Consider the following 21,255-nt stretch of genomic DNA (forward strand, 5'->3'; position numbering starts at 1 on the left):
GCCTCTGACCGGGGCCAGAACGCCAGTACGAGGAGGAGCGCGTGATGCGCCAGGTAGTCATGCACGGCCCCGGGAACGTACAGGTCGAGGACCGCGAGGACCCGAAGATCCTCGCGCCGACAGACGCGATCATCCGCTTGTCGGCGACCTGCATCTGCGGAAGCGACCTGTGGCCCTACCGAGGTACCGAGCCCGTCGATCACCAAGTGATGGGCCACGAGTACGTCGGTGTCGTCGAGGAAGTCGGTACGGAGGTACGGACCGTGAAGGTCGGCGACTTCGTGGTGGGCTCCTTCTGGGCCTCGGACAACACCTGCGAGATCTGCCAAGCCGGCTACCAGGCCTACTGTGTCCACCGCGTTCTGATGGGCACCATCGGCACCCAGTCCGAACGGGCCCGCATCCCGCTGGCCGACGGCACTCTCGTCGCAACCCCCGGTATGCCCGGCCCGGATCTGATCCCGTCCCTGATGGCGGCCTCCGACGTACTCGGCACCGGCTGGTTCGCCGCTGTCGCCGCCGAGGCCGGACCGGGCAAAACGGTCGCGGTCGTCGGCGACGGCGCCGTCGGCCTGCTGGGCATCCTGGCCGCCAAGCAGCTCGGCGCCGAGCGGATCATCGCCTTCAGCCGGCACGCCGATCGCCAGGCACTGGCCAAGGAGTTCGGCGCCACCGACATCGTCGAGGAACGCGGAGACGACGGTGTGAGCCGGGTCAAGGAACTCACCGGTGGGCTCGGAGCGCACTCGGTGATCGAGGCCGTCGGTACCCAGGAAGCCATGATGCAGGCCATCCGCTCCACCCGGCCGGGCGGGCACGTCGGATTCGTCGGCGTTGCCCACGACGTCGCGATCCCCGGTGACGAGCTGTTCATGGCCGGCGTCCACATCCACGGTGGACCGGCGCCGGTACGGCAGTACCTGCCCCACCTGATCCAACTCATCTGGGACCGCAAGATCAACCCCGGCAAGGTCTTCGACCTCACCCTGCCGCTGGACCGCGCCGCCGAGGGATACCGCGCCATGGACCAGCGCACCGCCACCAAGGTCCTCCTCACGGTCTGACCAGCGAAGTGCACGGTGACATCGCACGCAACCCCGAAGGGGCCTGATGCAACAAACTTCGTTGCCCCCGGACGTCAGCTGGTCGACGCCCTCGCAGAAAGTACGCCGCCAGGCGCAACTGACCGCCGGATTGGTCGCGACCGTGGTTTTCCTGACCGCGATCGCACCGCTGGCCACGGACATGTACGTCCCGGCGTTTCCGCAGGTCGGTAGTGATCTCTCCAGTACCGCGACGCAAGTTCAGTTGACTCTGACAACGTTCTTCGTCGGTATGGCGCTCGGCCAGTTGATCGGCGGCCCGGTCTCGGATCAACGCGGCCGGCGGATCCCGTTGCTCGCGGCACTGCTGGCCATGACCGCAGCCTCGATCGTTTGCGCACTCGCGCCGACCATCGCGGTGATGACTGTGGCGCGACTCGTCCAGGGTTTCGCCGGTGGATGGGCGATGGTGATCGGGCGGGCGATCATCGTCGACCTGGCCAGCGGCGTCCGGCTGGTCAAGGTACTGAACGTCATCGCCGCGGTCGGCGGCATCGCGCCCATCGTCGGTCCGCTCCTGGGCGGGCTCATCTTGCAGCTGTCCCATTGGCGGGTCTCGTTCTGGCTCGTCGCAGTGCTCGGTTTTGGGATGGTGCTGGCTGTCTTGGTTGCCGTACCCGAGTCGCTGCCGCGCTCGCGTCGTCAGCCCGGGGGGCTACGCAATTTTGTGACCGCCGGTGGCGTCGTCCTGGCCAACCGGGAGTACGTCGGCTACCTGGTGGTGGCGGGGGCCGCGATGGGCGCGTTGTTTGCCTATGTCGCCACGTCCGCCTTCGTCCTGCAATCCATGAACGGGCTCTCACCGATCGCGTACTCCGTCGACTTCGCGGGGAACGCCACCGGGATGACTGCGGCCGCACTGGTTGCAGCCCGGCTCGCTGGTCGGATCTCTACCCGCAAACTCATCCTGACCGGACAGATCGCCGCTTTGGCCGCAGGCATTGCCATGCTGCTGGGTGCCCTGTGTCTCGGTACACCACTGCTCCTGGTACTCGTGTGCTTCTTCGTCCTCATGACCGCCCAAGGCCTCATGATCCCCAACGGCGGAGCCCTCGCGTCGGCCGCAGTACCCGAACATCCGGGCACAGGATCCGCTGTGCAGGGCTTCGTCCAATGGGTCGCCGCCGGAACCATCGCACCGATCGCCGGCCTTGGCGGCGAGCACACCGCCGTACCGATGGCCACCCTGATAACCGCCGGTGCCATCGTCTCCATGCTCGGACTGCTGATCCTGGCCAAGCCGAGAACCATGCCGAGACCAACAGCCGGCGCAACTGATGCCGACTGAAGTCCGCCGCCGCCTATGCTCCACCCCATGACGTCGGAGGAAGCCCTACACCGCGAGGCGCTCGCGCTGATCGGCCCCGAAGCGACTCACCGAGACGCCGAACAAGCGCTCCTCGCCGCGGGCTGGACACCCGGTGGCGCCGGCGACTGGGCCATCGCGCTCCGGTCACCCGACGGCACCACAGCCGCACGAATCAGCCCATTCGACCCAACCGGCCCCTACACCGCAGCCCTGTACCGCGAGGCCGCCCATACCCGCCAGGTCCCCGTACTCTTCGCCCACCGCCGTCTCACCGGCGGCGGCGACCTCCAACTCATGGAATGGCTCAGCCCCGTCCCCCTGCCGGAAGCCATCGCCTTCCACCAGGCCATCACCTCCTGCTCCCCCGAGGTCGCCGACCTGGTCGAGGTCATCAACCGCATCCACACCCAGGCCCTCGAAGAACTCCCCTGGTGCGGCCCCCTCGACGACAACCCGTCAAACGTCATGCGCGGCGCAGACAACCGCCTGGTAGTAGCAGACCTCTTCTACGCCGACGGCCCAAACCTCTACGCCACCGCAACCCAGGATCCCGACTTGGTCGTAGCCCGAATCCCAGAACCCGAACGCCGCTACATGACCGAGATCCCCCTAGCCGCCTCCGGCCCCTGGAACCCCACCGAACAAACCGCCCTACGCACAGCCCTAGCAGCCGCAGACACCCGCAACACCACCCAAACTCCCCCGCACTAGCACCACTTCCAGCCCAACCACCCTCTGCGTTGCCACCAGCGCGCTCCCGGCCCCCTTCGAAAAACGGCCCAGAGCAATCCACATCGACGACACCAGGCACCGCACCCCGAAATCACAGCCTCGAACTCAGCCCGCTCCGAGTTCCGCTCGCCCCGAACTCCACGCCAGGCCAGGCATATGACCGAGGCGAGGCACCGTCCTCCCTGGGATCGCCAACGCACTGACCGCGAGGTGCTGGGGCGTGCGCCAGGCCGGCGCGGCCGGGCACCGTCCTCGCCGGGGTCACCAACGCACTCGCCACCGAGCGCTGAGGCGCGTTGGGCACACGGGGCGTGCGCCGTGGCGAGGCACCCTCCTCGCCGGGATCGCCAACCCACTGAACACCACACGCTGGAGCGGGGCACGGCACGGCACAGCACGGCGCGGCGTGTACCGGGGCGAGGCACCCTCCTCGCCAGGATCGCCAACCCACTGACCACCAGGCGACCGGGGCGGGTGCGGCGCGGGACGAGACGCCCCCATCGCCCTCCTCAACCGCGCGGCCGGTGCGGCTCCGGTGGGGGCTATTCGGCTTCTAGGCCGGAGTCGTTTAGGAGGGGGAGTTCTTCGTCGGAGGCGGCGAGTTCTTGTTTGACGACGGTCATGGCGAGGGCGCCGGGGTAGCCCTTGCGGGCGAGCATGCCGATCAGGCGGCGCATCGCGACCTGGCGTTCCAGGGAGCGCATCGAACGGAGCTTCTTGCGGACCAGGGCGCGCGCGGTGGCTTCTTCCTGGTCGGGCTCGATCTCTTCGATCGCGTCGCGGGCCAGTTCGTCGTCGACTCCACGCCGACGGAGTTCTTGGGCGAGCGCGCGCTTGCCCAGACCGCGACCGCGGTGGCGTGATTCCACCCAGGCGTTGGCGAAGGCGGCATCGTCGATCAGTCCGACCTCGGTGAACCGATCGAGCACCTCATCCGCCACCTCGTCGGGAATCTCCCGCTCCGCCAGCAGATCGGCCAGCTCAGCCCGGGTCCGCGGCTGCCCACTCAACTTGTCGAGCAGGATCGTCCGCGCCGTCGAATGCGGATCCGCGAACTCATCAACCTCAGCCTCCGCAGCCTCACTTGGACGCCTCCCACCGAACTTCCGGCTCCCCCGCATCCCTGACCGCCGCCGCCCAGACCCATCCGACCTCCCAGCCCCACCAGACGACTCCCACACCCCACCGCCAGCACCAGCACCAGCGGGTTCATCGGCGCCGGCGGGCAAGTCGACGGCGGACGGGGCAGCGTTGACTTCGGATTCCTCGGGGGATTCGTTGGAGTTTGTTGCTGTGTGGGTTGTGTTGCTGACAGCCCAGTCGGGCATGCCGTCTGGTTGGCCTTCGAAGGCGTCGAAGGCGCCGTCGTCGGACGAGCGACTCCCACCGATGCGGCCCGCCCTGACCCGATCGGAACCGTCAGCGCCGGCACGGCTGGACTTACCCGTCGCAGCGCGACCAGACCGGCCAGAGGCAGTACCGCCGGATCTCCCCGTGGCGTGACCACCCGACCCCGCATCGCCCGAAGCGCCGCGGCCCGAGCTGGTACGAGCCGAACTCGAACTGGCGCGGCCCGAGCTCGAGCTGGTACGAGCCGAGCTCAAGCTGGTACGAGCCGAGCTCGAGTTGGCGCGGTCCGAACTCGAGTTGGTGCGAGGTGACTTGCTGGAGCGGGATGTGGCGGGCTTCTTGGGGGCTCCGGTTTTGTTGTCCAGGGACCACGGGAGGGGCTGGACCGGAGCTCGTTCGACCTCTGGGTCGGGGCTCACCGGCGCCTGCTTCGGCGTGGTGAGTCCCGTTACCCCCCGGCGGACTCCCGCAGGCAACTCCGGCAGGGCCTTGGGACTGGCCTGCCCGGAGCTGCCCGGACGGTCGTCGCCGGGAGACGAGGGGTGATCAGAAGTCGACATCGACCTCGGCCGCAGCCTTGCCCGCAGCCTTGGCGTCGACCGGCTCCACCGCCACGCCGATGCCCATCTTGTCCTTGATCTTCTTCTCCAGCTCGTTGGCCAGATCCGGGTTGTCGCGCAGGAAGTTCCGCGCGTTCTCCCGGCCCTGACCGAGTTGGTCGCTCTCATAGGTGAACCAGGCGCCGGCCTTGCGGACGAAGCCCTGCTCGACACCGAGGTCCAGCAGGCTGCCCTCACGGCTGATGCCCAGGCCGTAGATGATGTCGAACTCGGCCTGCTTGAACGGCGGGGCGACCTTGTTCTTCACGACCTTGACCCGGGTCCGGTTGCCGACGAAGTCGGTACCGTCCTTCAGCGACTCGATCCGGCGCACGTCGAGCCGGACCGAGGCGTAGAACTTCAGCGCCTTACCACCGGTCGTCGTCTCCGGGGAGCCGAACATCACGCCGATCTTCTCGCGCAGCTGGTTGATGAAGATCGCGGTGGTGTTCGTCCCGCTGACCGCACCGGTCATCTTCCGCAGCGCCTGGCTCATCAGCCGGGCCTGCAGACCGACGTGGCTGTCACCCATCTCGCCCTCGATCTCGGCCCGGGGCACCAGCGCGGCCACCGAGTCGATCACGACGATGTCGATCGCGCCGGAGCGGATCAGCATGTCGGCGATCTCCAGCGCCTGCTCACCGGAGTCCGGCTGCGAGACCAGCAGCGCGTCGGTGTCGACGCCCAGCTTCTGCGCGTAGTCCGGGTCGAGCGCGTGCTCCGCGTCGATGAACGCCGCGATCCCGCCGGCCCGCTGCGCGTTCGCCACCGCGTGCAGCGCGACCGTCGTCTTACCGGAGGACTCCGGGCCATAGATCTCCACCACCCGACCGCGCGGCAGACCGCCGATCCCGAGCGCGATGTCGAGCGCGATCGACCCGGTCGGAATGACCTCGATCTTCGCCCGCTCCTGATCGCCCAGGCGCATCACCGCGCCCTTGCCGCAGTTCCGCTCGATCTGCGTCAGCGCGGTCGCCAGCGCCTTCTCGCGATCCGCGACCTTGCGATCATCCTTCGCCGCTGCACCAGCCATCTGACTGCCACCTAACCCATCTACTATCGGGGCCGCTGTCCCAGCCGCCCGGAGGAAATTCGTTGTCGCCAGAGACGGTATGGGTTCCGACGGACAGTTTTTGATGCCAGACCGAATCTGTGGAAAACCCGGCCGGTCCGCAGAACCCGTACGGGACAAAATAGCCCGAACACCTGTTCGAATCACAACTGACACGCCGAAGCACCCCGGAGATCGTCACCGACCCGCCCAGTCCCTACCCTGACGGACGTGACCGACCGCCCTGACGTCCCCGACTCCGCCGTCGTCCTGGCCCTCAGCCGGGTCGAGTTCGGCATCGACTCGGTTCTCGACGCGCTCCGCACCCAGGACCCGTTCGGCATCCGCGGCATCCTGACCGAGTACTCCGCCCAGGAGCAACCCAACCTGGCCGAGAAGGGCCTGATCCTCGCGATCGACCGGCTGCTGCGGATGAAGGTACCCGGACATGCCGAGTGGCCGACCCTGCCGCTGGGCAAGCGCTGCGACTGGTGGGTGGAACGGCTCGGCGGGTTCGCCGCCGTGGTGGCGGGTCTCCCCCGGCTCAGTGGCGCCGCCGCGGATGCGCTGCCGGTCAAAGACACCCTCGGCGCCGCAGTACAGGCCATGGTGATCGGTGCGGTCTGTCGCGAGTACGGCGTCGACGCGCACGCGGACCGGACCTCCGTGATGGCCCGGGTGCTCACAGCACGCCCGATCACGCCGGACGACGTACTCCGGTACGACGACCCGACCACCGCCGGCAAGGACATCGCAGCGCAACTGGGACTGGGTGACGAGTCAGACGAGGCGGGCCTGCGCAAGGGCATCCGCCTGGTCTGGCGGATCAGCAAACTCTTCGGCGGGCTCGGAGAGGTGTTCGAGGACCGTCCGCGCGGCAGTATCGGCGCCAGGATGCTCGGCAAGCTCCCGGCGGTCGGAGTGGTCGGCGGGTTCTTCGACGAGCGCAAGGGCATCCGCAAGGCCGCGTACGCCGCTGCCGAGCTGCTCAGCACCAGCGCCTTCCGGGTGAAGCCGACCGGATAAGGGCTGTCTGTGCCACCCGGTCGCTGCGATGATTCACCCCATGAGCGCGATCGCCATCGTCAACCCGGATCCGACCTGGCCTGCTCAATACGACAAGACGGCCCAGGTGATCACCAACATCCTCGGCGACACGGTCGTACGGGTGGACCACATCGGTTCCACCTCGGTACCGCGCCTGGCGGCCAAGGACATCCTGGACATCCAGGCGACCGTCGCTGCCGAGTCCGAGCTGGAGGACGCCGTGCAGCTGCTGACGGCAGCCGACTGGGAGGCCAGGCCGCCGCGCCGCGACCACCCGGTGCCCGGACTGCCCAAGGACGAGTTCCAGTGGGTCAAGCGGCTCGTGGTCGAGCCCATGTACCGGCGCCGGGTGAACCTGCACCTGCGGGTGATCGGTCGCGCCAACCAGCGGTACGCGCTGCTCTTCAGGGACTATCTGCGCGCCCACCCGGACACCGCCGCGGCGTACGGCGAGTTCAAGCGGCGCGCCGCGACCCTGCCACTGGAGTCCGTCGGCGAGTACGCCGATCTGAAGGACCCCGTGTGCGACCTGATCTACCTGCCGGCTGAGGACTGGGCCGCGCGTACCGGCTGGTCCTCCTGAACCGATGCCCCTTCGGGCAAACCTCTGCGGAGGGTGACCGGAGTACTACTCGGGGCTCGTTGACGCGCCCCCGCGGCAGCCGGGAGGCTGGGCGCGGGGGTGGTTACGGATGGCGGGAACAGGGCGGCTCGCGGCATTGCCGTGCGGCAAGGTGTCGAAGTGGATCGTGCTCGGGTTGTGGATCGTCGCGGTCGCGGTGTGCTTCAGCCCGGCCGGCAAGCTGACCGGTGCTCAGGACAACGATGCTGTGTCCTGGTTGCCCGGCAACGCCGAGTCCACCGAAGTACTGAAGGCGACGGCTCAGTTCTCCTCGCCTGACGAGATCCCCGCGGTGCTGGTCTACGAGCGACCCGGTGGGCTGACCGAGGCGGACAAGCAGGCTGTGACCGGCCACGCGGCTGAGTACGGGAAGTTGCCGAACGTCGATCGCGAGGTGGTCGGGCCGATCCCTTCGGAGGACGGCAAGGCGCTGCAAGTCCTGGTACCGATCAACGCGGGCGACGGCGGTTGGGACACCATCGGCGCCAGAGCCGAGGACATCCGCCGGGTCGCCGCCGACCGACCTGACGGCCTGTCGTTCCACTTGACCGGCCCCGGTGGCTTCGCTGCCGATTCGCAGGAGGCATTCGCCGGCATCGACGGCAAACTCCTGTACTCCGCGGCCGCTGTCGTGATCATCATCCTGCTGCTCACCTACCGGAGCCCGGTGCTGTGGTTGCTGCCGCTGATCTCGGCCGGTACTGCGCTGTTCGCGGCGCAGGCTGTCGTGTACCTGCTGGCGACCAAGGCAGACCTTACGGTGAACGCACAGAGCGCAGGCATCCTCACAGTGCTCGTCTTCGGCGCAGGGACGGACTATGCCCTGCTCCTGGTGGCTCGCTATCGAGAAGAGCTCCGCCGGCACGAGGATCGGCACGAGGCGATGGCCTTTGCCCTGCACCGATCCGGGCCGGCCATCTTCGCATCAGGCTCGACAGTGGTAGCCGGCATGCTGTGCCTGCTGCTCGCCTCGATGAACTCGACTCGCGGCCTCGGCCCGGTGGCAGCGGTCGGCATCGTGGTCGCCCTGCTCGCCATGCTGACCCTCCTGCCTGCCCTGCTGGTGGTCTGCGGCCGCTGGGTGTTCTGGCCGCTACGGCCGACATACGGGTCCGACGATCACACGGAGACGAGTGTGTGGGGGCGGATCGGGCGACGGATCGCAGTACGGCCGCGGCTCACCTGGGTCACGACCACGGTTCTGCTGGGCGCCGCGGCGTTGGGGATGCTCACACTCGACGCGAACGGACTGTCGAACGAGGAGTCCTTCACTGGAACCCCGGACTCGGTAGTCGGCGAGAAGGTGGTCGCGGCGCACTTCCCAGCGGGCGCAGGCAACCCGCTCGTCGTCGTAGGCAAGGCAGACCACGCCACGCAGATCCGTACTGCGATGTCGTCGGTCAAGGGCATCGCGTCGGTCGCTGAGCCGCAGACCTCGGGTGGGCTCGCCTACATCGAGGGCACGATGACCGATGCGGTGGACACGCAAGCAGCGAAGGACACCGTCGACCGGGTGCGGGCAGCCGTCCACACTGTCGACGGTGCGGACGCGCTGGCCGGCGGTGGCGCGGCGATCGTGCTGGATACCCAACGGGCCTCGAACCACGACAACAAGATCATCATCCCGGTGGTCCTCGCGGTGGTGCTGCTGATCCTCGCCTTGTTGCTGCGATCGCTGCTGGCGCCGGTGATGCTGGTGGCAACCGTCGTACTGTCGTTCGGCGCGGCTCTCGGAATCAGCTCGCTGGTGTTCCATCACCTGCTGGGCTTCGACGGCGCCGACAGTTCCCTGCCGCTGTTCGTGTTCGTCTTCCTGGTGGCCCTGGGCATCGACTACAACATCTTCTTGATGACCAGGGTGCACGAGGAATCGAAGGTGCACGGGACCAGGCGTGGGGCGCTGATCGGCGTCGCCGCGACCGGCGGGGTGATCACCTCGGCCGGGCTGGTGCTGGCCGGCACGTTCGCCGTACTGGCGACGATGCCGGTTGTCGCGTTCGCGGAGATCGGCATCGCCGTCGCCCTGGGCGTCCTGCTGGACACGATCGTCGTCCGGTCGGTGCTGGTGACCGCGCTCAACCTCGACATCGGGCGGCACCTGTGGTGGCCGAGCAAGCTCGCCCAGAAGCGCGATCCGGCGCCAGAAGCACTCGACGACCCCGAACCAGAACGCGCCCTGGCCGGCAACTGACCGGTTGGCCGCAAAGCAGCACAAGCTGCGGCGACCGGCAGGCTGGCCAGTTCAGCCAGCGCTAGCTGTGGCAGGGCTGGCCAGTTCAGCTGGCGCTAGCTGTGGTGACCGGTGGGGTTGGCCAGTCCTGCTAGCGCTCGCTGGGTGGGAGTTGGAGGTGTGCCCAGACGGCGCGCCAGACCTCTTTGGCCGCCTCCCCATCGGCGAGGGCCTCGTCGACCGTACGGCCGCCGAGCTCACTCAGCGCCTGGGTCTCCGCCCAGGTACGCGAGTAGGCAGGACCCAGATGGCTGTCCATCCGGGTCCAGAACTCCGTCAGTCTCATTACTGCCCATCGTTGTCCGGCGGCCGGTTCCAGCCACCTTGCTGTCCGCCCTGCGGCGGCTGACCCCAGCCACCCTGCCCCTGCTGAGGCGGCTGTCCTTGCGGCGGTTGCCCCTGGGGAGGCCGACCCTGCTGAGGCTGTCCCTGCTGAGGCTGGCCCTGAGGGGGCTGACCTTGAGCGGGCGGTCCCTGCGGCGGCTGACCCCAACCACCCTGGCCCTGCTGAGGCGGACCTTGCGGTGGCTGTTGCGGTCCCCACTGGCCAGGCTGACCCTGCTGCGGGGGCTGGGGCTGCCCAGGGTACTGCCCCGGACCAGGCTGACCGTACTGCTGCGGCGGCTGACCGTACGGCCCCTGCGGACCGGCGCCATAGGGGCCAGGCTGACCCGGCTGCCCGTACCCACCAGGCTGACCCTGTGGCGGACCGTACTGGCCAGGCGCACCGGGCTGGCCACCGTACTGGGAACCCCACTGCCCCTGCGGCTGGCCCGGGTACTGCCCGTATTGGCCGTATTGCTGCGTCTTGGCCTTGCGACCACGGAGCACGAAGAAAGCCACGGCACCGCCGCCGAGTAGCAGGAGCACGATGATCAGGATCAGCGCCCAGGCCGGGAAACTGCTGCCGGCCTCCGACGTCAGCGAGACCTTGCCCAGCTTGTCGAGGCTGTCGTACGTCGCCGTGCGGCCGTCGACCTTGGCGCCCGCGTCGTGCTCGAGGATCTTGCCCGGCATGGTGATCTTGAAGTCCACCACCGGCGTGATGCCGTTCGTGTCGCCGTCCAGGCCCAGGTCCTTGATCGAGACGAAGAACTTGTCGCCCTCCTTGCGGAACCCGACCCCGTCGTCGGTCGACTGGCCCATCGAGCGGAACGGCACGTTGTCGAACGTGCAGTTCGAGCCGACGTACTTGTCGTCCTCGAAGGATTTGCAGGTGACTCCCTCGGTCGAGGTCTGCTGAAGCCCCTTCTCGACCGATTGCCGGAGCAGGTCGAGCGACTGGCCGCTGCTGCTGGCCAGCTGCTTGTCCAGGCCGATCTTCATGCTGCCGGAGACGGTCTCGTCGGAATTGACCTTGAGGTCGCCATCGAGCTTCACGCAGCCGGTCAGGCCGACCAGGCAGGCGATGATGACGAGCGCGGTGCGCACGCGGTTCTTCATGCCGCCGATCATTCCAGAAGCCGGGGACAGCCCGCGGCCACGGTCCGGCCGGAAATTGTCGGAGCGGCCAGGCAAGATGGGCAACGTGCAGAAATCCAGCGCGTTGAGCCGATTCTCGCCCGCGACCCGGGCGTGGTTCGGCGACGTCTTCGAAGCGGCCACCCCGGCCCAGCTCGAGGCGTGGGACGCGATCACCGCGGGCCGGGACGCGCTGGTGGTCGCCCCGACGGGTTCAGGCAAGACGCTGGCGGCCTTCCTCTGGGCGCTCGACCGGCTGGCCACGACCCCACCGCCGGACGATCCGAAGCTGCGCTGCCGGGTGCTCTACGTGTCACCACTGAAGGCGCTGGCGGTCGACGTCGAGCGCAACCTGCGAGCGCCGCTGATCGGGATCCGGGAGACCGCCCGGCGGCTGGGCGAGGCGCCGATCGACGTCGAGGTGGCGGTTCGTTCGGGCGATACGCCGGCCAACGAGCGCCGGCGGTTCGCCACCAAGCCTGCCGACGTGCTGATCACCACGCCCGAGTCGCTGTTCCTGCTGCTCACCTCGCAGGCGCGGGAGTCGCTGCGCGGGGTCGAGACGATCATCGTCGACGAGGTGCACGCGGTCGCCGGTACGAAACGTGGCGCGCATCTCGCGCTCACCCTCGAGCGGCTGGACGCGTTGCTGCCCAAGCCGGCCCAGCGGATCGGCCTGTCAGCGACGGTGCGACCGGTCGAGGAGGTCGCGCGTTTCCTCGGCGGCGAGCGGCCGGTGAAGGTGGTGCAGCCGAAGTTCACCAAGCAGTGGGACCTGAGCGTCGTCGTGCCGGTCGAGGACATGGCCGAGCTGGCCAAGACCGAGATCGAGACCTCCGGATCGGCCGCCGGGCCGCCGCAGCACGCGTCGATCTGGCCGCATGTCGAGGAGCACGTCTTCGACCTGATCTCGGCGCATCGGTCCACCATCGTCTTCTCGAACTCCCGGCGATTGGCCGAGCGGCTGACCGCCCGGCTCAACGAGATCGCCGCCGAGCGGGCCGAACTCGAGCTGCCCGAGGCCGGGTCGCCTGCCCAGCTGATGGCTCAGTCCGGCGCGTCGCTGGCCGCTCCTCCGCTGATCGCCCGCGCGCACCACGGCTCGGTCAGCAAGGAGCAGCGAGCTCTGATCGAGGCCGATCTGAAGTCGGGCCGGCTGCCCTGCGTGGTCGCGACCAGCAGTCTGGAGCTCGGCATCGACATGGGCGCGGTCGATCTGGTCATCCAGGTCGAGGCGCCGCCATCGGTCGCGAGCGGGCTGCAGCGAGTCGGCCGCGCCGGTCACCAGGTCGGTGCGGTCTCCCGTGGTGTGCTGTTCCCGAAGTTCCGCGGCGACCTGGTCGACACGGCCGTGGTGGTCCAGCGGATGCGCGACGGCCTGATCGAGAGCCTGCACATCCCGGCCAATCCGCTGGACGTGCTGGCCCAGCAGATCGTCTCGATCGTCGCCCTCGACACGATCGACGTGGACGAGCTCTACTCCCTTGTACGCCGCTGCGCCCCGTTCGCGTCCTTGCCACGCTCGGCCTACGACGGTGTGCTGGACATGCTGTCCGGGCGGTACCCGTCGGACGAGTTCGCCGAGTTGCGGCCGCGGATCGTGTTCGACCGGGTCAGCGGCGAGATCTCCGGCCGGCCCGGTGCGCAACGGCTCGTGGTGACCAGCGGCGGCACGATCCCGGATCGCGGGCTGTTCGGCGTCTTCCTGGTGGGCGAGTCGACCAACCACCGCGTCGGCGAACTCGACGAGGAGATGGTCTACGAATCCCGCGTCGGTGACGTCTTCACGCTGGGGGCATCGAGCTGGCGGATCGAGGACATCACCCATGACCGGGTCCTGGTCTCTCCCGCTCCAGGCCAACCGGGGCGACTGCCGTTCTGGAAGGGCGATGCGGTCGGTCGCCCAGCCGAGCTCGGAGCCGCGACGGGCGCCTTCGTCCGGACCATGGCCGCGCTGCCGCCTGCGAAGGCGGTCAAGCGGGCGCGCGACGCCGGCCTCGACGAGTACGCGGCGAACAACCTGGTCGCTTACCTCGGTGAGCAGCGCGAAGCGACCAGCCGGGTGCCCGACGACATCACGATCTTGGTCGAGCGGTTCCGGGATGAGCTGGGCGACTGGCGGGTCTGCATCCATTCGCCGTACGGAGGTCAGGTCCACGGTCCCTGGGCGCTGGCGATCGCCGCTCGGCTCCGCGAGCGGTACGGCATGGACGCGCAGTCGGTCTCCGGCGACGACGGCATCGTGCTGCGCCTGCCGGAGACGGACGAGCCGCCGCCGGGCGCCGACCTGGTGCTGTTCGACGCGGCCGAGATCGAGGATCTGGTCACCGCCGAAGTGGGCGGCTCGGCGCTGTTCGCTGCCCGCTTCCGTGAGTGTGCCGCGCGGGCGTTGCTGCTCCCCCGGCGCAACCCTGGCAAGCGGTCACCTCTGTGGCAGCAACGGCAGAGGTCGGCCCAGTTGTTGAGCGTGGCCAGCAAATACGGCTCGTTCCCGATCGTGCTGGAGACACTGCGTGAGGTGCTGCAGGACGTCTACGACCTGGATGCGCTGAAGGACCTGCTGACCGGCATCAGCGAGCGGCGGATCTCGGTGGTCGAGGTGGAGACGCCCGAGGCGTCGCCGTTCGCGAAGTCGCTGCTGTTCGGGTACGTGGGCGCCTTCATGTACGAGGGCGACACCCCGCTCGCCGAGAAGCGTGCCGCGGCGCTGGCACTCGACCAAAGCCTGCTCGCCGAGCTGCTCGGCCGCACCGAGCTGCGCGAGCTACTCGACGCCGAGGTGGTACTTCGCACCGAAGCCGAGCTGCAACGCCTCGCCGAGGACCGCCGTGCTCGCGATGGCGAGGGTCTCTTCGACGTACTGCGCCTGATCGGACCGCTGTCGTTGTCCGAAGCGTCGCAACGATGCGTCGACGGCTCGGACGCCGAAGCCTGGCTGACCGAGCTCGCCGCCGCCCGCCGGGTGGTCCGGGTGCGGATCGCGGGCGAGCACCGATGGGCCGTGGTCGAGGACGTCGCTCGGTTGCGTGATGCCCTCGGCGTACCACTGCCGCCTGGAATCGCCGAAGCCCATGCAGAGTCCGTCGCCGACCCGATGGGCGATCTGGTGTCGCGCTATGCCCGCACCCACGGGCCATTCCGCGCCATCGATCTGGCGACACACTTCGGCATCGGCGTCGCTGTCGTGTCCGACACCCTGCGCCGGCTCGCAGCGGCCGGACGGGTGGTCGAGGGTGAGTTCCTGCCCGGTGGGATCGCGATGGAGTGGTGTGACAGTGAGGTTCTGCGACTGCTCCGTCGCCGCTCGCTCGCCGCTCTGCGCAAGGAGGTCGAGCCGGTCGACCCGGCCGCGCTCGCGCGATTCCTGCCTGCCTGGCAAGGCATCACCAGCAGTCGCGGTCGTGGGTATGACGTACTGCTGGGTGCTGTCGAGCAGTTGGCTGGATGCGCGGTCCCTGCGTCGGCGCTGGAGTCGATTGTGCTGCCGTCGCGGGTGCCTGGGTACCAGCCGTCGATGCTGGACGAGCTGACAGCGACTGGTGAAGTGGTGTGGGCGGGTTCCGGTTCACTGCCTGGTACGGACGGCTGGGTCTCGTTGCACCTCGCGGACAACTGCGACCTCACGCTGCCCGATCCGGATCCGTCCTTCGAGATCGGCGAAACCCATCAAGCCGTGCTGGACGCGTTGGCCGGCGGCGGCGCGTTCTTCTTCCGGCAACTCAGTGATGTCGTCGGCTCGACGGCTGGAGTGGTCGACGACGAGACCATGGTCGGCATCCTGTGGGATCTCGTCTGGGCCGGGCATCTGACCAACGACACCTTGGCACCGGTCCGGTCATTGGTCGGCGGCGGCAGGGGCACCCACCGCACCCGTCGTCCTACGCCGCGCGCGCGACCCGGGCGTCCCTTGCGGCCGGGGCGTCCGGCGATGCCTGCGCGGAGCGGTCCGCCCACAGCAGGCGGGCGCTGGTCGTTGCTGCCTGAGCGCAATGAGGATGCGACCAGGCGGGCACATGCGGCGGCGGAGACGTTGCTTGATCGCTATGGGATCGTCACGCGCGGATCGGTCATCACCGAGCGGACGCCGGGCGGGTTCGCGGCGGTGTACAAGGTGTTGAGCGCGTTCGAGGAGTCTGGACGGTGCCGGCGTGGGTACTTCGTCGCGGGGCTGGGGGCTGCGCAGTTCGCCTTGCCGGGGGCGGTCGACCGGTTGCGGGCGATGGCCGAGTTGCCGACGGGAGGGTTGGGGTCTGGGGGCGCGGGGTCTGGTGGGTCGGGGTCTGTTCGGTCGGGGGCCGGCGGTCGGGCGAAGGAGGAGCCGGCTGCGCGTGCCGTAGTACTGGCTGCTTCTGATCCCGCCAATCCGTACGGCGCCGCTCTGCCTTGGCCCGAGCGAGAGAACGCGGGCGGGCATCGACCGGGGCGGAAGGCCGGCGCGCTCGTGATGCTCGTCGACGGCCGGCTGATCGTGTACGTCGAACGCGGCGGCCGGACCGTACTGAGCTTCACCGAGGATCCGGAGCTGCTGCAACCAGCGGTGGATGCGCTAGCGCTGGCAATCAGGGACGGGCACCTGGGCAAGCTCAGCGTGGAGACGGCCGATGGCGAGCAGGTGCGGCATACGGCGTTCGGGGATGCGCTGGCCAAGGCCGGCTTCCATGCGACTCCGCGCGGTTTGCGGCTTCGGGCCTGAGCCATGCCTGAGGGAGACACCGTCTGGCGCGCATGCAAGCGACTCGATCAGGCGCTGGGTGGGCAGGAACTGACCGAGACGGATTTCCGGGTGCCGACGCTTGCTACAACGGACCTCAGCGGGCGGACCATGCTCGAAGTCGTTGCGAAGGGCAAGCATCTGCTGATGCGACTGTCCGGCGGGCTGACAATCCACAGTCACTTCCGGATGGACGGCAGCTGGCACCTGTACCGGCCGGGCGAGTCATGGAAGGGCGGTCCGGATCATCAAGTGCGGGCGGTGCTGAGGACCGCTGACTGGACTGCGGTGGGTTACCGGCTGCCGGTGCTGGATCTGCTCGCGACCGATCAGGAAGACACCGTCGTGGGTCACCTGGGGCCGGATCTGCTCTCGCCTGACTTCGATCGGGAGCTGGCGCTGACCAACCTCGCTGCTCAGCCGGAGCGGACGATCAGCGAGGCGCTGCTGGACCAGCGGAATCTGGCCGGGATCGGCAACTTCTATCGGACCGAGGTCTGCTTCCTGCTCGGTCTTCATCCGTGGCGGACGGTGGAGTCGGTCGACCTGGCAGCGGCAGTCGACCTCAGTCGGCGGCTGATGAAGGCGAATCTGCGGCATGGGGCCCAGGTGACGACGGGCGTGGACCGGCCCGGCCAGCGGACCTACGTGTTCGAGCGGCCTGGCAAACCGTGCCGGCGGTGCCGGACGACGATCCGGACGGCGCCGATCGGCGAACCGCCCCGGGAGCGGGTCAGCTACTGGTGCCCAACCTGCCAGCCCGAACCCTGAAATCGCCTGTGGATGAACCGCCGACCCGGCGGGCAACCGGATACCTTCCCTGACGAGTCGAACATTTGTTCGAATCCGAGAGGAGACCTTCATGTGCGACATCTGCGGCGGCATCACGAATCCGGAGTACGAGCAGCGACTGCGGAGCAACATCCGCAAGCACGGCTGGACGGTGCAGTTCATCGAGGGCGTGGACGACCGCAATCCCGCCTTCGCCTACACCCTCGGGATGAGCCTGCACGGGCACCCGGAGTTCGTCACCTTCAACTGCCATCCGGACTACGTCGGGCGCGAGTTCGAGCCGCTCGCGGAGGCGGTGTTGTCCGGACGTCGCTTCGACGAAGGTGACGGGCTCAGCGATCTGCTGCAGCCGCGACTGCTCCGGGTGCCTGACTCGACCACACACCTCTACACGGCGAACACGATGTTCAGACAGCCCGGAGAACCACCCATCGAGGCACTGCAGCTGGTCTGGCCGACCAGGACGCCGTGGTTGGAGAGCGGACGATGAACGTCCGTGAGCTGCCAGGGTCAGGCAGCGGAGGCAACGACCTCAGGCTCGATGGCCGGATGCGCCAGTACGAGGGCCTCTTCGCGGGCCAAGTCCTCGCTCACCTCGGCGAAGATCGTCGACAGCGGTACTTCCAGTGCCATGCAGATGGCAGCGAGCAGCTCGCTCGATGCCTCCTTCTGGCCACGCTCGACCTCGGAGAGGTAGCCCAGGCTGACCCGAGCATCAGCGGACACCTCGCGCAGAGTGCGCCCCTGGCGCAGCCGCTTGCGCCGCAGGACGTCGCCCAGGAGGCCACGAACCAGCACCATGAGGTTTCTCCCTTCCGCCTGTCGGACCGAACCTACTCGCACCGTAGCTCGACCGTGGGGACCAACGGTACCCGTTGCCGGGTCACTACTCCTCGCAATGTCCAGCTTCGGTGCGCCGTGCCAGTCTGCCCTACCTGTTCCCATGGTGGTCTCAACACCCCGATCAAGCCAGTTCTTCCGCCACCAACTCGGCAGCGAGTTCGAGAACTGCCTGCACGCTCCCCTGCCGAACAGCAGCCCGGTCACCGCTCAGAGCCAGCTTCCGGACCCGTACGGTGCCTGGGCCCGCAGCCGCCACGTAGACGGTGCCGGCCTCGATACCCGCTTGTGGGTCCGGGCCGGCCACACCAGTTGTGGCTAGGCCGTAGGTGGCCCCGAGGCGCTCGCGCACACCCGTGGCCAGGGCAGCCGCCGTGTCCGGATGAACCGGGCCCACATCGGCCAGGAGCTCCGCTGGGACACCGGCCAGGCTGGCCTTCAGATCGGTTGCATACACGACGACTCCGCCTCGATAGACCGCTGACACGCCCGGCACCTCCGTCAGCGCTGCGCCGACCAGGCCGCCGGTCAGCGACTCCGCCGTCGCGAGGGTCTCCCCGCGCTCCTTCAACCGCGCAACCAGGCCCAGCAACACCTCCTGGGAGCCGGCTTCGTTCGCGGTCACGGGAGCGGGCGTTTCGCGGCGGCCCGGAGGCGGAGGGCGCGACCGACGTAGTCGAGGCCGGTGACGATCGTGACGATGACGGCGGCAGCCATGAAGACGACCGCGGTCCAGTGCACGGCAGCGACCGAGTGCCAGGGAAGGAGGTAGAGGCCGAGCGCGATCGCCTGCAGGACCGTCTTCAGCTTGCCGCCGCGGCTGGCCGGCATCACGCCGTGCCGGATCACCCAGAACCGGAGGGCGGTGACACCCCATTCGCGAACCATCACGACGATGGTGACCCACCAGGGCAGGTCGCCGAGGATCGAAAGGCCGATGAACGCTGCCCCGGTGAGTGCCTTGTCGGCGATCGGGTCGGCGATCTTGCCGAAGTTGGTGACCATGTTCCACCGGCGCGCGATGTCGCCGTCGAACCGGTCGGTGACGATCGCGACCACGAAGGCCGCGGTGGCGAGCAGCCGGTTGCCGTCGCTCGCGCCGGCGTCGCGGAGCAGCAGCCAGACGAACAGTGGCACCAGGACGAGCCGCAGGACGGTCAGCGCGTTCGCCACGTTCCAGGCGCTGGGCGCGCTGAGCTGGCCGGCGGCCGCGCGCGGTACCGGGTTCGTCGGCGGGATCGTCACGCGGTCAGGTTAGCTGCCGGAACGCCCTCTCGGGTGCGTACCTGCGCGCCGAAGGCGGCGATCAGGTCGACGCCTTCGGTCCCGACCACCTCAGCGGTCACCAGATCGCCGATCGCGAGGTCCGCCGGGAAACCGGTGAGCGTCGTCGAGCCGTCGACCTCCGGGCCTTGGTGGGCGGCGCGGCCCTCGGCGGTGTCGCCATCGATCGACTCGACCAGGATCTCGACGGTCTCGCCGATCCGGGCCTCGGCGCGGGCCGAGGTCAGGTCCTCGGCGAGCCGGGTGACGCGGTCCAGCCGGGCCGCGATGGTGTCCTCGTCGAGCTTGCCGTCGTACGTCTCCGCCTCGGTGCCGTCCTCGTCCGAGTAGCCGAACACCCCGATCGCGTCGAGGCCGGCGCGGGAAAGGAAGTCGCAGAGAATGTCCACGTCCTCCTCGGTTTCACCCGGGAAGCCGACGATGACGTTGCTCCGGATGCCGGCCGTGGGCGCCTGCGCGCGGACCTGGGCGATCAGCTCGAGGAAGCGCTCGGAGTCGCCGAAGCGACGCATCCGGCGCAGCAGCGGGCCGGATGCGTGCTGGAAGGAGAGATCGAAGTACGGGACGACCCCGGGGGTCGAGGCCATCGCGGTGATCAGGGTCGGGCGCATCTCGGCGGGCTGCAGGTACGAGACGCGGACGCGGGTCAGGCCTGGTACCTCAGCGATCTCTGCGACCAAGGTCTCGAGCAGGCGGAGGTCGCCGAGGTCCTTGCCGTACGAGGTGGAGTTCTCGGAGACCAGGAAGACCTCGCGTACGCCATTCTCAGCAAGCCAGTGTGCCTCGCCGAGCACCTCGGTCGGGCGCCGGGAAACGAACGCACCACGGAAGGCGGGGATCGCACAGAACGCGCACCGGCGGTCGCAACCGGAAGCCAGCTTCAACGGAGCCATCGGCCCGCCATCCAGCCGACGCCGAACAATCCGAGGCCCACTAGCAGGCGCGGAAGCAAGGTCCGGAGCGTCGATCGTCAGCTTGCTCGGATCCGAGGCCTCGACCGTCCGACCCTTGAGGCCCTGCTGCCCCTGGGCCTCGTCGCCCGCCGTCACAGCGTCACCGTTCAGGATCTGCTGAGCGCTGGCCTTGATACCGCCGTTCGCGGCCCGCGTCGCACCGGCCCTCATATCGCCGTTCGACCGCTGCGTCGCACCGACTGCGGTGTCGCCGTTCAGAGCCTGCGTTGAGGCAGAGGCGTCGCCGGTCGGATTCTGAGTGGCGGTGTCGCCGTGGCCTGGGACCGCTACGCCTTGGGCGGTGGCGCGGTCGGCCGGGGCCAGCGGGAGGAGTTTGCGGCGGTCGCGGGGGACGTGCGACTGGTGCTTGGTCCCGGCGAGGATCGAGCGGAGTTTCTCGGAGATGTCCGCGTAGTCGTCGAAGCCGAGGACAGCGTCAGTCTCCGGGAGTGCTTCGGCCAACTGCTCGCCGTAGCGCTCGGCCAGGCAGCCGACTGCGACAACTGCTTGGGTGCGGCCGGACTCCTTGTAGTCGGAGGCGGCGAGCAAGGTGTCGACCGAGTCCTTCTTGGCCGCCTCGACGAATCCGCAGGTGTTGACCACCACGGTGTCCGCCTCGGCAGCATCCTCGACGAGCCGGAAGCCACCGGCCTCGAGCCGGCCGGCCAGCTCCTCGGAGTCGACATCATTGCGAGCACAGCCCAGCGTGACCAGGGCGACGGTGGTGGGAGTCGTAGTCATCACCCACGAGTATGACCCCTCACCCGACCCCACCGAAATCAACACCACCCACCCCAACCCACACTCCGCCACCCGCAGCCGCCGACGACCCAATCGACAGAACTCCAGCTCCCCACCTCCCCAAGACACCCAACCCAATGCTCATCCCCACCACCCGAACGCCTCAAGGGCCGTGTCCAGAGGACCCGCCGCCGAGTACCAACGCTGGCCACAGACACCAGGCCCCAATCCCAGCCCCGACGCTGACGCCCCGGCTGGCTCCAGCGGCTGGGTCTGGGGCTAGGTGGCTGGAGCTCAACCCCGGCACACGAACTGGGTCTCAAACCGGTGACCAGCGCTCGGCCCAGCGCTCGAACTGAATCTCAGACCGGTGGCCAGCGCCCTTCCCGGTACAGGAACTAGGTCTGAAACCGGTGGCCAGCGCTCGGCC

Annotated in this window: 17 protein-coding genes; 9 read left to right on the top strand and 8 right to left on the bottom strand. The window is 68.6% G+C overall.

What is annotated here, in order from left to right:
• The first annotated feature begins 44 nt into the window (after positions 1–44).
• Genes ACIA12_RS09690 through ACIA12_RS09700 form a run of 3 tightly spaced genes read left to right on the top strand, consistent with a single transcriptional unit; the run spans position 45 to position 3,123 of the window.
• A complete protein-coding gene (locus ACIA12_RS09690) occupies positions 45–1,064 on the top strand; it encodes a zinc-dependent alcohol dehydrogenase family protein (protein WP_396366494.1) in 1,020 nt (339 codons plus the stop codon).
• Between the two features lie 46 nt (positions 1,065–1,110).
• Positions 1,111–2,391, top strand: coding sequence for a multidrug effflux MFS transporter (locus ACIA12_RS09695; protein WP_396366495.1), 1,281 nt, complete (start codon positions 1,111–1,113; stop codon positions 2,389–2,391).
• Between the two features lie 27 nt (positions 2,392–2,418).
• On the top strand, positions 2,419–3,123 hold the full coding sequence (locus tag ACIA12_RS09700; RefSeq protein WP_396366496.1) for a hypothetical protein: 705 nt from the start codon (positions 2,419–2,421) through the stop codon (positions 3,121–3,123).
• Positions 3,124–3,686: 563 nt separating this feature from the next.
• Here ACIA12_RS09700 and ACIA12_RS09705 read toward each other — a convergent pair.
• Positions 3,687–4,265, bottom strand: a complete 579-nt coding sequence (locus ACIA12_RS09705) for a regulatory protein RecX (protein ID WP_396366497.1) — start codon at positions 4,263–4,265, stop codon at positions 3,687–3,689.
• 775 nt (positions 4,266–5,040) lie between these two features.
• Complete coding sequence (gene recA / locus ACIA12_RS09710; RefSeq protein WP_396366498.1) at positions 5,041–6,126, bottom strand: recombinase RecA; 1,086 nt, start codon at positions 6,124–6,126, stop codon at positions 5,041–5,043.
• Positions 6,127–6,375: 249 nt separating this feature from the next.
• On the opposite strand from recA, the gene ACIA12_RS09715 reads away from it, so the two are divergent.
• From ACIA12_RS09715 to ACIA12_RS09725, 3 genes are all read left to right on the top strand, one after another.
• Positions 6,376–7,170 carry a hypothetical protein gene (locus tag ACIA12_RS09715; protein WP_396366499.1) on the top strand — a complete coding sequence of 265 codons (795 nt, stop codon included), beginning with the start codon at positions 6,376–6,378 and terminating at the stop codon, positions 7,168–7,170.
• A 40-nt stretch (positions 7,171–7,210) separates the two neighbouring features.
• Positions 7,211–7,774, top strand: coding sequence for a GrpB family protein (locus ACIA12_RS09720; protein ID WP_396366500.1), 564 nt, complete (start codon positions 7,211–7,213; stop codon positions 7,772–7,774).
• A 109-nt stretch (positions 7,775–7,883) separates the two neighbouring features.
• Positions 7,884–10,004 carry an MMPL family transporter gene (locus ACIA12_RS09725; RefSeq protein ID WP_396366501.1) on the top strand — a complete coding sequence of 707 codons (2,121 nt, stop codon included), beginning with the start codon at positions 7,884–7,886 and terminating at the stop codon, positions 10,002–10,004.
• A 130-nt stretch (positions 10,005–10,134) separates the two neighbouring features.
• On the opposite strand, the gene ACIA12_RS09730 is transcribed toward ACIA12_RS09725, so the two are convergent.
• On the bottom strand, positions 10,135–10,329 hold the full coding sequence (locus ACIA12_RS09730; protein ID WP_396366502.1) for a DUF3046 domain-containing protein: 195 nt from the start codon (positions 10,327–10,329) through the stop codon (positions 10,135–10,137).
• Positions 10,329–11,486, bottom strand: coding sequence for an LppM family (lipo)protein (locus ACIA12_RS09735; protein WP_396366503.1), 1,158 nt, complete (start codon positions 11,484–11,486; stop codon positions 10,329–10,331). Before ACIA12_RS09735 ends, ACIA12_RS09730 begins: the two co-directional genes overlap by 1 nt.
• A 76-nt stretch (positions 11,487–11,562) precedes the next feature.
• Between ACIA12_RS09735 and ACIA12_RS09740 the strand changes: the two genes are divergently transcribed.
• The 3 genes from ACIA12_RS09740 (at position 11,563) to ACIA12_RS09750 (ending at position 17,497) form a co-directional block, all read left to right on the top strand.
• Complete coding sequence (locus ACIA12_RS09740) at positions 11,563–16,197, top strand: ATP-dependent helicase (protein WP_396367152.1); 4,635 nt, start codon at positions 11,563–11,565, stop codon at positions 16,195–16,197.
• Positions 16,198–16,200: 3 nt separating this feature from the next.
• The gene (locus ACIA12_RS09745; protein WP_396366504.1) at positions 16,201–16,986 is read left to right on the top strand and encodes an Fpg/Nei family DNA glycosylase; all 786 of its coding nucleotides are present in this window, start codon (positions 16,201–16,203) and stop codon (positions 16,984–16,986) included.
• 91 nt (positions 16,987–17,077) lie between these two features.
• Positions 17,078–17,497 carry a DUF4262 domain-containing protein gene (locus ACIA12_RS09750; RefSeq protein ID WP_396366505.1) on the top strand — a complete coding sequence of 140 codons (420 nt, stop codon included), beginning with the start codon at positions 17,078–17,080 and terminating at the stop codon, positions 17,495–17,497.
• Positions 17,498–17,517: 20 nt separating this feature from the next.
• Here the strand turns inward: ACIA12_RS09750 and ACIA12_RS09755 are convergent, their stop codons facing one another.
• The 4 genes from ACIA12_RS09755 to ACIA12_RS09770 form a co-directional block, all read right to left on the bottom strand.
• On the bottom strand, positions 17,518–17,808 hold the full coding sequence (locus ACIA12_RS09755) for a helix-turn-helix domain-containing protein (RefSeq protein ID WP_396366506.1): 291 nt from the start codon (positions 17,806–17,808) through the stop codon (positions 17,518–17,520).
• 163 nt (positions 17,809–17,971) lie between these two features.
• Complete coding sequence (locus ACIA12_RS09760) at positions 17,972–18,472, bottom strand: CinA family protein (protein WP_396366507.1); 501 nt, start codon at positions 18,470–18,472, stop codon at positions 17,972–17,974.
• Positions 18,469–19,092 (bottom strand): CDP-diacylglycerol--glycerol-3-phosphate 3-phosphatidyltransferase, encoded by a 624-nt coding sequence (gene pgsA, locus ACIA12_RS09765; protein ID WP_396366508.1) that lies wholly within the window; start codon positions 19,090–19,092, stop codon positions 18,469–18,471. The genes ACIA12_RS09760 and pgsA overlap by 4 nt, the downstream gene beginning before the upstream one ends.
• A complete protein-coding gene (locus tag ACIA12_RS09770; RefSeq protein WP_396366509.1) occupies positions 19,089–20,825 on the bottom strand; it encodes a MiaB/RimO family radical SAM methylthiotransferase in 1,737 nt (578 codons plus the stop codon). The genes pgsA and ACIA12_RS09770 overlap by 4 nt, the downstream gene beginning before the upstream one ends.
• Between the last annotated feature and the right edge of the window lie 430 nt (positions 20,826–21,255).

The sequence above is a fragment of the Kribbella sp. NPDC051620 genome, assembly GCF_044453825.1.
Lineage (GTDB): Bacteria > Actinomycetota > Actinomycetes > Propionibacteriales > Kribbellaceae > Kribbella.

Coding starts and splice junctions, on each gene's coding strand:
- ACIA12_RS09690 (WP_396366494.1), top strand. CDS start 45: ATGCGCCAGGTAGTCATGCACGGCCCCGGGAACGTACAGGTCGAGGAC.
- ACIA12_RS09695 (WP_396366495.1), top strand. CDS start 1,111: ATGCAACAAACTTCGTTGCCCCCGGACGTCAGCTGGTCGACGCCCTCG.
- ACIA12_RS09700 (WP_396366496.1), top strand. CDS start 2,419: ATGACGTCGGAGGAAGCCCTACACCGCGAGGCGCTCGCGCTGATCGGC.
- ACIA12_RS09705 (WP_396366497.1), bottom strand. CDS start 4,265: ATGCGGGGGAGCCGGAAGTTCGGTGGGAGGCGTCCAAGTGAGGCTGCG.
- recA (WP_396366498.1), bottom strand. CDS start 6,126: ATGGCTGGTGCAGCGGCGAAGGATGATCGCAAGGTCGCGGATCGCGAG.
- ACIA12_RS09720 (WP_396366500.1), top strand. CDS start 7,211: ATGAGCGCGATCGCCATCGTCAACCCGGATCCGACCTGGCCTGCTCAA.
- ACIA12_RS09725 (WP_396366501.1), top strand. CDS start 7,884: ATGGCGGGAACAGGGCGGCTCGCGGCATTGCCGTGCGGCAAGGTGTCG.
- ACIA12_RS09730 (WP_396366502.1), bottom strand. CDS start 10,329: ATGAGACTGACGGAGTTCTGGACCCGGATGGACAGCCATCTGGGTCCT.
- ACIA12_RS09735 (WP_396366503.1), bottom strand. CDS start 11,486: ATGAAGAACCGCGTGCGCACCGCGCTCGTCATCATCGCCTGCCTGGTC.
- ACIA12_RS09740 (WP_396367152.1), top strand. CDS start 11,563: ATGGGCAACGTGCAGAAATCCAGCGCGTTGAGCCGATTCTCGCCCGCG.
- ACIA12_RS09745 (WP_396366504.1), top strand. CDS start 16,201: ATGCCTGAGGGAGACACCGTCTGGCGCGCATGCAAGCGACTCGATCAG.
- ACIA12_RS09750 (WP_396366505.1), top strand. CDS start 17,078: ATGTGCGACATCTGCGGCGGCATCACGAATCCGGAGTACGAGCAGCGA.
- ACIA12_RS09755 (WP_396366506.1), bottom strand. CDS start 17,808: ATGGTGCTGGTTCGTGGCCTCCTGGGCGACGTCCTGCGGCGCAAGCGG.
- ACIA12_RS09770 (WP_396366509.1), bottom strand. CDS start 20,825: ATGACTACGACTCCCACCACCGTCGCCCTGGTCACGCTGGGCTGTGCT.